Source organism: Pontibacter anaerobius, assembly GCF_026241195.1.
GTDB lineage: Bacteria > Bacteroidota > Bacteroidia > Cytophagales > Hymenobacteraceae > Pontibacter > Pontibacter anaerobius.
This window is the reverse complement of sequence record NZ_JAPFQO010000009.1, coordinates 299,352-308,769: the sequence shown is the minus strand read 5'-3', so window position 1 is coordinate 308,769 and position 9,418 is coordinate 299,352. Positions and strand designations below refer to the sequence as shown.

The window sequence follows — 9,418 nt, the reverse complement described above, 5'->3', positions numbered from 1 at the left end:
CGTGCCGGCGTTGACCATCGGGTCGGTGTCGCGCAGCTCGAAGCGGGCCGAGCGCGAGCCCCCGAAGGAATGCGTGCTCACGTACTGCAGCGAATGGCTACCAGCCGTCTCCGTGTAAATACCAGACAGTGGGGAACCACCTTCGAAAAGCTCTTCAAAAAGTAGGTTTGCTGATGTTAATAGACTTGTTGCTTCCGCATTTAGTTCTGATGATGGCACTACCTCATCTTGTTCCTTTTGTTCGCATGAAAAAGCTACTGCCCCTACTAGCAAGGACATAAGAATAGGCTTGAATTTTGAATTCATTTCTCTTTGGCTAAATAAAAATTGGTGAATGATTAATTAGACCACTGTGGTCAAAAATTATACTAATATTAATTTATATATATAAAAAAATTACAACCTAACTTAAAAATATACCCATACACAACTTAACTAATTATTATTCAAATTTATATATCACTAAATATTATCTCATTCAGACTTATCATTTTAGGACATTCCGCATAAACATTAAAACAAAGATAAACGACCCATTTTCGAAATTGAAAACATTTCACCAAGTTTTAATTTAAATACTTATGATATTAACTTGGAATATTGAAAAATAAACAATTTCCACATTCTGTTGAATGTGTATATCAATATTTAATAAAGTAAAAATTATAACTAATTTAAGCAGAAGAAAATTTAGAGGAAGAAAAGCGAGGGAATAAACAGGTTGTCTGATACTTAAATAAGTAATGTTCACTATCTCACCATTAGATTTATGCAGAGTAGAGATAGCTATACCAAATAGCTGTTTTAGTTTTTTGTAAGCTAAGAGCATATCTAAAATTCTGAATGGGTAAAAAAGAGCGATTCAATCCATAAGTTAAAATTGACCAAAGCGTTATTAAGGAATCTCAAATTCAGAGACTAACTTACTCGCAATGAAAGAGGTAAAAGTATCGCTGCCTATAGCAAGAAAACACAAGTACTCGCTGCGAGTTGTAGTGTATGCTATTTTTTACATGTTGCAGGTGGATTGCCAATGGCTGAACCTGCCCGGAAGGTCTTCCCCAAATGGCAGCTGGCCTATTACTATTTCCGCAAGTGGCATGAGGAAGACACGCTGAAGCGGCTTAACTTCCGGCTCAACATCCAGGAGCGACACGGCAAAGTAGCCTCCCCCAGCCTGATGAGCGTTGGCACGCAAAGGGTTAAGGTGACCCGTTTGTGAGCCAGCGGAAGGGAGTGGGCGGCAACAAGAAGGTTAACGGCAGGAAGACGTGATTACCGACACGCTGGGCCTATTCTGAAGGCTGGTGGTGCATGCGGCGCACAGGGCCGACGGGCCCTATGAGAAGGCATTCATAGGATGGGGCACGGAGGACCTGAGAGTGCGGAACTGGAGATACGCTTCAAACCACTGAGCACAGAAGACTTCGTGCCAGTTAAGTGGGTGACCGAGCGGGCTTTCGGGATGTTCAACTTCTTCCGTAGGATCGACAAGGATCACGAAAAAAAATCAGAAAGCGCCCAAAGCTGGATCTTATGGCAGAATTGTCAAGTGATATTGAACCTAATAGTCTGAAAAATAAAAGCTAGACATCCTCTTAAGCGCCAAAAAGGTTTTCCGCAACTGTAGAATTTCATAAATACCTGCTCATTCTAGGTTAGCTAACAGTGCTACAGGAGGTTAAATCAGGAACAAAATCTACTACTAGGGTGTGTCTGAAAAATAAGGTTTTAGGTAGACTTCCATAAAGGCCAGTTGAGCGAAAGCCAGATAGCTGTCTGCAAGTTTATCGAATCTGCAGGCAAACCGTATCGTCTCCTTAATCCTGCCAAAGAGCCTTTCGATGATGTTCCTCCGGCGGTACACCTCTTTGCTCACTTTAGGTGGCCTTCCCTTTCTTCTGCACCTGCTTCCCCCAACTAGGACTCTTTCAGGTATATGCGCCTTTATAGACTGCTCCCGCAGCGCCTTTCGGACGGCCTGGCTGTCATACCCTTTGTAAGCCACCACTACCCTAGGTCTTTTCTCTTAAAACTCCAGTAGCCTAAGAAACTGCGGGACCTCACCTTCCTGCCCACCGGTCAGGCGCACCTGAAGCGGGTAGCCCCTGCCGCAGCGGATTTGTGCATCTTGTTAACGGTGACATCCACAAACCAGGTAACCAAGTCCAGGCACCCGTCCTGCTGCAGATGCAACCTTACTTTTGGAGCACCTTCTCGAATACGCACTGCCGCCGCCACTTCCTGAACCTGTCATACACTGTCTGCAATGGCACGTACTTCTCCGGCAAGTCCCGCCAGGGGCTGCCAGAGCAAAAAACTCAGAAGATACCGTTGATGAGCTCCCACTGCCGCTGACTTAGCTCGTATCTGCCGTGGCTCATCTACTATCCTCCCTCCAAATACCATAATTCCAACAAAGTTAACCAAAATCCATTTTTCAGTCACAACATAGCAAAAAAACCACATCATATTTAACATAAATAATAAATATTTAAACTATATCCATTCGCCCATAAATTTAAATCATTGGCTAAATAATAATAAATATTCAAATCCTACAAAATAAATAGATGTATTATAAGGTATAGTATGAGCTTTCTATAGTAGAAAAATTATTTTTCATCAAGTTTCTTTTGACTGTCGCTATTTTATTAAAGCCCAGAATGTAAATAAATGGCATTAGTTTATACCGCTCACTATGGCACATAAATACTCTACCCTCTTTAAATGGATTAACGTTGTCGTCGATTACTTTTTATTAAACGGCACCTTGTATTTTTGTTTCATTTTAGCAGACAACGAGTTAATTTGGGCGGAAGTGTATGATTACAGGCTGACTATTGTTTTACTAAACTTTAGCTGGTTTTATAGTTCAAATATTTGTAACGTGTACAGCCAAATATTAAAGCGTAATGCAGCACCTGTTATGTCTGCAAACGTTGCAGCTTTATGCGTTTTTATTTCTCTTTCTGCAGCTATAAAGCTTTTGCTACCTCACTTCTATATCCCACCAACTCCGTTCATCTACTACTTTGTTCTCTTTCCTGCTTTCATTATTGGTTGGAGACTCTCCTTTTTATTATATAGGAAATACAAAAAAAATAAATGGGCAACCTCTAGTAGTATAGCCATTGTCGGCGCAAGTCCTGCAGGCATAGAGCTCTATAATTACATAAATGCCAACTCTGAGTTGGATTATCAAATAGCAGGTATGTTTGATGATGACCCTACCAAGGTACCGCCTCACATACATTATTTGGGAAATGCCAAAGACAGCGTGTCTTATGCATCCACGAATAAAATAAGTGAGATCTACTGCTCTTTACCCAATCAAGCCTTTGAAGTAATAGAAAAGCTGATACTAGAGGCTGACAAGTACATGGTGCGCTTTAGACTGGTGCCAGACGTGAAGGGGGCTTTAAATGGAAGATTCATGGTGGAACTAGTTGGACCTGTTACCATCTTAAAACCTCGGCAAGAGCCCTTAGAGAATAAGGCAAATGAGATAATAAAAAGAGCTTTTGATATTGTTTTTTCTTCTTTAGTTTTACTGTTTATCTTAAGCTGGCTCACTCCAGTACTTGCAGTCATAATTAAACTTGAATCCAAAGGACCTGTATTTTTTAAGCAACTGCGCTCTGGAAAGAACAATAAATCTTTTCAATGCCTTAAATTCAGAAGCATGGCGCTAAATAACAATGCCGACAAACTGCAAGCGTGCAAGGGGGATTTCAGGGTGACCAGAATTGGCAGGATTTTGCGCAAAACCAGTATAGATGAACTCCCTCAGTTCATTAACGTCTTCTTTGGGAACATGTCAGTAGTTGGACCAAGACCACACATGCTGAAGCATACTAAGGACTACTCTCAACTGATCAATAATTATATGGTTCGCCACTTTCTGACACCAGGCATTACAGGCTGGGCCCAGGTTAACGGCTTCAGAGGTGAAACGAAAGAAACCATGGCTATGCTCAACCGGGTACAGGCAGACTTATGGTATTTAGAAAATTGGACATTATATCTGGACTTGAAAATTGTTTTTCTTACTGTTTGGCAGTCATTTCAAAGAAATGAGAATGTTTACTAACCTTGCCGATTTCTAACTCATTTAATCCTTCTTCGTATCTGACTGATGATGCCTTTCTTTTCCACTCCTGCGCCCATACCTGTATGTTCATCATTATCAAAAGTATAATTAATAAGTATAAAGGTAGTTCTCATGTTAACCTGTTATAGAGAGATGTACAGCAACATACGCTGTATAAAAATAGAGAAGGCACAGGAAAAAAGCTATACTTCGTAAAGTATAAATCAGCAGGAAAACCAAAAATGGCAGCAATATAGCTGAACAAAAAAGTATATAGCAAAAACCGCCTATGGTTGTAATAGGCGGCATCAGATTAAAGCGAGGCATTAACAAGCACAGGCCAACACTTGCAGAGAAACAGCTCACCTTCAGAGTAACCAAAGTTTCACCCCACGCGAAGTGTTGTAACACACCTAAGGCAACCTATGCCTCCAGCCGTTACCAATAATGGTCATAATGCTTGCGCGGGGGCTGCTGCTTTTTGCCGTAGCAGTAGTAGATGAAGTAAGCCACTCCATACAAAGCCAGAACTAAACCTATGATCAGTGTTTCCATATAACCAATATACGTAATTAATATAAGAAGTTGTGGTGTAAACAGAAGATAAATGATGGTCATCAGTAGAAAAAAGAGGGTTAACATCCTAAAAGATGGCATTAAAAAGTGCTGGAAAGCATTTTTATTAAAAAATATATGATTTTTACACCAATAATTTTAAACATTCGTATACACACGTAATCTTTTAATTTTCATACCCAAAAACCACAAGGAGGTAACTATGGGCACTGTTAGACACATTCTGCAAAAGAAAGGGCACGAGGCTCTTTTTGTAACTCCCTATACTACTGTCTACTACGCATTGGAATTCATGGTCGAGAAAAATGTGGGGGCCTTGCTGGTAATGGATGAAGAGCGCTTCGCAGGTATTTTCACGGAGAGGGACTATGCCCGAAAAGTTATCCTGAAGGGTAAAGCATCCAAAGAGACCCTGGTAAGTGAGATCATGAGTGAGCATCCCGCCACTGTAACACCAGACAACACAGTTGAGGAGTGCATGCAGCTGATGACTCATAAATATATCCGCCACCTTCCTGTTTTAGAAGGCGATAAACTGGTCGGGCTGGTATCGATCGGGGATATTGTGAAATACATCATTGAGGAACAGAAGTTCATTATCGATAACCTCGAGCACTATATTACAGGACATTAATTAATACCGGCAGGGATAGCCCCGGAGAACGCTGTCATACGTCATACTTTTAATTCGCAAGGAGGTAAACTGCTTTGGATACTTCAAGTGAAAGTACAACCGTTTTGTGGCCGTTACTGGTCTATGGCGCCATCGTGCTCAGTTTGGTCGGGCTTATACTTGGCCTGTCGTATGTGCTGGGGCAGCGCCATAAAGAGCGCGCCACAGGCGAGCCGTACGAAGGCGGAATCGTGAGCGCGGGAGGTGCCCGCATGCGTTTCTCCTCGCAGTTTTACCTGGTGGCCATGCTGTTCGTGATCTTCGATGTGGAGGTGGTGTTCATACTTTCCTGGGCTATCGCTTTCCGGGAGTTGGGCTGGTATGGCTACGCAGGCGTGGGCGTGTTCATCGTGATGCTGGTGGTGGTGCTGGTGTATGAGTGGCGCAACGGAGCCCTTGACTTCGGACCCGACGGCAATAAGATCCTGGCCGCCTACAAACGCATGACGCAGAAGCCTGCGGCCTGAGGATAAAATGAATTGGCCATACTTCATCCAATATATGAAGCACATAAAACTGCTGGCAATGCTATGTATATTCACTGCGAGTCCTGTCCTCGCACAGGAAAGCCCAGAGCCACTTAGGAGGCATTCTCTTTTTGTAGAGTTCGGGGGGAACGGGGGGTATTACTCCTTTAACTATGACAGGATCATGCTGGCTAAACCAAAATGGAAAATGTCGGCCAGGGTGGGTGCTATGTATTACAGAGAGTCGCTCAGCTACATGGAAGACGGTAACCAGAACTTGCTTACCATACCTGTTGAGCTATCCTATCTGAGAGGGGCAGGAAACCATCATCTGGAGCTTGGCCTAGGGGTTACTGCTCTTTATGAGCGCTACCAGGACTTTGAGGGCTCTGATATTACTCAGCTAATGGGTCTTCCAACTGCAAGAGTTGGCTACAGGTACCAAAAAAGAGAAGGCGGTTTCTTTTTCAAGACAGGTTTAACACCCATGTTACAGATAAAGGGCAGCCAATACAAATACAATAAAGCACAAGGCATCTTGTGGGCCGGAATAGCATTTGGATATACATTAAAAGACCAGCGCAATCGCCGCTGATAAGTATAACACAATTGGTAAACCTGCCGGATAAACTATAAAACCAACAGCCTATGAAATGGTGGCTCAGCAAACCCGATGACCCAGCGAAGGCAATGAGCGGCACAAGCTCTTACGAGGAGACGGTGCAACAAAGCATCATGCTCACTACGCTTCAGGACCTGATTGCCTGGGGCCGGAAGAACTCCATGTGGCCTTTCCACTTTGGCCTGAGCTGCTGCTTTGTGGAGATGGCCACCAGCATGACGCCCAAGTATGACGTGGCCCGCTTTGGCGCCGAGGTTATCCGGGGCACGCCGCGCGAGGCCGACGTGATGATCATTGCCGGCACGGTTTTCATCAAGATGGCACCGATCATCAAGCGCCTGCACGAGCAAATGATGGAGCCCCGCTGGGTGATCTCGATGGGCAGCTGCGCCAACTCCGGCGGCATGTTCGATATCTACAGCGTAGTGCAGGGGGTGGATAAGTTTCTGCCGGTGGATGTGTACGTGCCCGGTTGTCCCCCAAGGCCTGACGCTTTCATGGAGGGCCTGATGTTGTTGGCTGAGTCTGTCGGTAAAGAGCGCAGACCGCTGAGCTGGACCATCGGCGAACAAGGTATTATAAGGCCCGAAAAGATAGACGTGAAGGAAAGAAGGCAGGAGGCCAGGTCGAAAATGACTGAGTTCCGCTCCCCGGATGAAGTGTAGGGAGTTAGAGAGTTTAAGAGTTTGAGAGGTAGAGAGTCCTACGACCTCACAGCGTCTTTAAGACCTGTGAGAGTCTGAAATGTATTTGTGAGTATCAGAAAAGTATAAACCTTTCAATTTAAAAATATATGCCAAAATACGTGATCGAGCGGGAGATTCCGGGAGCCGGCGATCTTACTGCTGAACAGTTAAAAAGCGTTTCGCAGAACTCCTGTGGGGTACTAAATAAACTGGGCCCCAAAATCCAGTGGGTGCACAGCTATGTAACCGACAACAAAGTGTACTGCATCTATAACGCACCCAATGAAGAGATGATCCGGGAGCATGCGCAACAGGTGGGAATACCTGCCAACGCAATCAGTGAGGTAAAGACCATCATCGACCCAGTAACAGCCGAATAGAAAGTATAAAATTTAAAAGAATCAAAAAACGAAGAGAATACAAACAGAAGGCAAAGCATGAGGTAGCAGATTTTAGGGCATTTTTCAGATTTCACCCATGGAAAACGGGACCAGCACATTAGCACGGCTGCAGGCGCAGTTCGGGGAGGATACGTTCACCCCACAATCAACAAAGGATGATGTACTCACCCTCTGGATGCCCCACGATAAAATCGTGGCGGTGCTTACCTTCCTGAAAAAGGAAATCCCGCAGCCCTACCCCCTGCTTTATGACCTCACCGCCATTGACGAGCGGACGCGCAAGCCAAACAACGGCCACATTCCTTACGCCTTCACCATCATTTACCACCTGCTCTCTTTCGAGCGAAATAGCTTTATCCGTCTTAAAGTAGGCTTCCGCGACGAGTTTCCGACGGTGCCAAGTATAAGCAGCCTCTGGGCCAACGCCAACTGGTACGAGCGCGAAGTATACGATATGTTCGGTATCCGCTTTACCGGGCATCCCCACCTCTACCGCATACTGATGCCGCGCACCTGGGTAGGCCACCCGCTCCGCAAAGAGCATCCGGCCCGCGCCACCGAAATGGGCCCTTTCGCTTTGTATGATGAAAAGGTAGACCTGGAGCAGGCAGCGTTGCAGTTTAAACCCGAGGAATGGGGCCTGCAGCGCCAGAGCGACGACAGCGATTTCATGTTTTTAAATATTGGCCCCCAGCACCCGGGCACGCACGGCGTATTGCGTATCGTTTTGCAGCTTGATGGCGAGGACATCGTGGATGCCATACCTGATATCGGTTTTCACCACCGGGGGCAGGAGAAAATGGCCGAGCGCCAGTCGTGGCACACCTACCTCCCCTACACCGACCGCGTGGACTACCTGGGAGGCGTGATGAATAACCTGGCCTACCTGATGGCCGTGGAGAAACTGGCGGGCATCCAGGTACCTGACCGCGTGAAGGTGATCCGAGTGATGCTGTGTGAACTGTTCCGAATCGCTAGCCATTTGGTGTGGTACGGTACCTTTGCCCAGGACGTAGGCCAACTCTCGCCGGTGTTCTACATGTTCACTGACCGCGAGAAAATATTTGACATTGTGGAGGCAATTACGGGCGGGCGCATGCACCCTAACTGGTTCCGCATCGGCGGTGTGGCACAGGACCTGCCCAAGGGTTGGGAAACACTGGTGCAAAATTTCATAAACTATTTCCCCAAAAGGTTAAAAGAGTACGATGCCATGGTGATGAAAAACAGCCTGTTCAAGGCGCGCACCAAAGGCATCGGCATTTTTACCCTGGATGAGGCGATAGAGTGGGGTGTGACCGGCCCGAACCTGCGTGCCTGCGGTTCAGATTGGGACTTCCGCAAGAAACAGCCTTACTCGGGTTACGAAATGTTTGATTTCGACGTGCCCACCGCCTCCAACGGCGACTGCTACGACCGGGCCGTGGTTCGTGTGGCGGAAATGCGCCAGAGCCTGCGAATCATCGAGCAATGCCTGAAAAACATGCCAGAGGGACCGTTTAAATCTGACCACCCACTCACCACGCCGCCAATCAAGAAGAATACCATGCACGATATAGAAACCCTGATTACGCACTTTTTAGGCGTGACCTGGGGGCCGGTGATGCCCGTTGGCGAGGCCATGAGCTGCATTGAGGCAACGAAAGGGGCCAACGGCTACTACGTCACCAGCGACGGAAACACCTCGCCCTACAGGTTGCGGATACGCACGCCCTCGTTCCCGCACATGCAGATGCTGCCTTACATCACCAAAGGCTATACCGTGGCAGACCTGCTCTCCATACTTGGCGCGATGGACTACGTGCTGGCGGATATTGACAGGTGATTTCAGTTAAGAGTTTAGAGTGAAAAGTTATGAGTTGATGTAAAAGAAAACTATAAAATGCCACTTATACAATCA

Annotated in this window: 9 protein-coding genes and 2 pseudogenes; 8 read left to right on the top strand and 3 right to left on the bottom strand. The window is 46.0% G+C overall.

The window, feature by feature from the left end; all coding sequences use genetic code 11:
• Window positions 1-279 (bottom strand): annotated as a pseudogene (locus OO017_RS14845) (hypothetical protein); the annotation flags it as partial.
• A gap of 754 nt (window positions 280-1,033) precedes the next feature.
• Here OO017_RS14845 and OO017_RS14840 point away from each other — a divergent pair.
• Window positions 1,034-1,222, top strand: coding sequence for a hypothetical protein (locus OO017_RS14840; protein WP_266053356.1), 189 nt, complete (start codon window positions 1,034-1,036; stop codon window positions 1,220-1,222).
• A gap of 483 nt (window positions 1,223-1,705) precedes the next feature.
• Here the strand turns inward: OO017_RS14840 and OO017_RS14835 are convergent, their stop codons facing one another.
• Window positions 1,706-2,011 carry a transposase gene (locus tag OO017_RS14835; RefSeq protein ID WP_266053355.1) on the bottom strand — a complete coding sequence of 102 codons (306 nt, stop codon included), beginning with the start codon at window positions 2,009-2,011 and terminating at the stop codon, window positions 1,706-1,708.
• 187 nt (window positions 2,012-2,198) lie between these two features.
• Window positions 2,199-2,306, bottom strand: a pseudogene (locus tag OO017_RS20060) (transposase); the annotation flags it as partial.
• A gap of 395 nt (window positions 2,307-2,701) precedes the next feature.
• Between OO017_RS20060 and OO017_RS14830 the strand changes: the two are divergent.
• The 7 genes from OO017_RS14830 to nuoC all read left to right on the top strand — a co-directional run bounded on the left by OO017_RS14830 (window position 2,702) and on the right by nuoC (window position 9,343).
• A complete protein-coding gene (locus OO017_RS14830; RefSeq protein WP_266053354.1) occupies window positions 2,702-4,093 on the top strand; it encodes an undecaprenyl-phosphate glucose phosphotransferase in 1,392 nt (463 codons plus the stop codon).
• Between the two features lie 778 nt (window positions 4,094-4,871).
• Entirely contained in the window at window positions 4,872-5,303 is a 432-nt protein-coding gene (locus OO017_RS14825; protein ID WP_266053353.1) for a CBS domain-containing protein, read from the top strand.
• Between the two features lie 74 nt (window positions 5,304-5,377).
• Window positions 5,378-5,809 (top strand): NADH-quinone oxidoreductase subunit A, encoded by a 432-nt coding sequence (locus tag OO017_RS14820; RefSeq protein WP_266053352.1) that lies wholly within the window; start codon window positions 5,378-5,380, stop codon window positions 5,807-5,809.
• Between the two features lie 34 nt (window positions 5,810-5,843).
• Window positions 5,844-6,404 (top strand): hypothetical protein, encoded by a 561-nt coding sequence (locus OO017_RS14815; RefSeq protein WP_266053351.1) that lies wholly within the window; start codon window positions 5,844-5,846, stop codon window positions 6,402-6,404.
• A gap of 53 nt (window positions 6,405-6,457) precedes the next feature.
• Window positions 6,458-7,096: an NADH-quinone oxidoreductase subunit B gene (locus OO017_RS14810; RefSeq protein WP_369426436.1), complete on the top strand. Its 639-nt coding sequence runs from the start codon at window positions 6,458-6,460 to the stop codon at window positions 7,094-7,096.
• Window positions 7,097-7,224: 128 nt separating this feature from the next.
• Window positions 7,225-7,497 carry a DUF4242 domain-containing protein gene (locus OO017_RS14805; protein ID WP_266053350.1) on the top strand — a complete coding sequence of 91 codons (273 nt, stop codon included), beginning with the start codon at window positions 7,225-7,227 and terminating at the stop codon, window positions 7,495-7,497.
• 97 nt (window positions 7,498-7,594) lie between these two features.
• Window positions 7,595-9,343: an NADH-quinone oxidoreductase subunit C/D gene (nuoC, locus tag OO017_RS14800; protein WP_266053349.1), complete on the top strand. Its 1,749-nt coding sequence runs from the start codon at window positions 7,595-7,597 to the stop codon at window positions 9,341-9,343.
• The last annotated feature ends 75 nt before the right edge of the window (window positions 9,344-9,418 follow it).

Excerpts from the sequence above, each read along its gene's own strand:
- OO017_RS14810 (WP_369426436.1), top strand. The coding sequence starts at position 6,458 with ATGAAATGGTGGCTCAGCAAACCCGATGACCCAGCGAAGGCAATGAGC.
- nuoC (WP_266053349.1), top strand. The coding sequence starts at position 7,595 with ATGGAAAACGGGACCAGCACATTAGCACGGCTGCAGGCGCAGTTCGGG.
- OO017_RS14840 (WP_266053356.1), top strand. The coding sequence starts at position 1,034 with ATGGCTGAACCTGCCCGGAAGGTCTTCCCCAAATGGCAGCTGGCCTAT.
- OO017_RS14805 (WP_266053350.1), top strand. The coding sequence starts at position 7,225 with ATGCCAAAATACGTGATCGAGCGGGAGATTCCGGGAGCCGGCGATCTT.
- OO017_RS14830 (WP_266053354.1), top strand. The coding sequence starts at position 2,702 with ATGGCACATAAATACTCTACCCTCTTTAAATGGATTAACGTTGTCGTC.
- OO017_RS14825 (WP_266053353.1), top strand. The coding sequence starts at position 4,872 with ATGGGCACTGTTAGACACATTCTGCAAAAGAAAGGGCACGAGGCTCTT.
- OO017_RS14815 (WP_266053351.1), top strand. The coding sequence starts at position 5,844 with ATGAAGCACATAAAACTGCTGGCAATGCTATGTATATTCACTGCGAGT.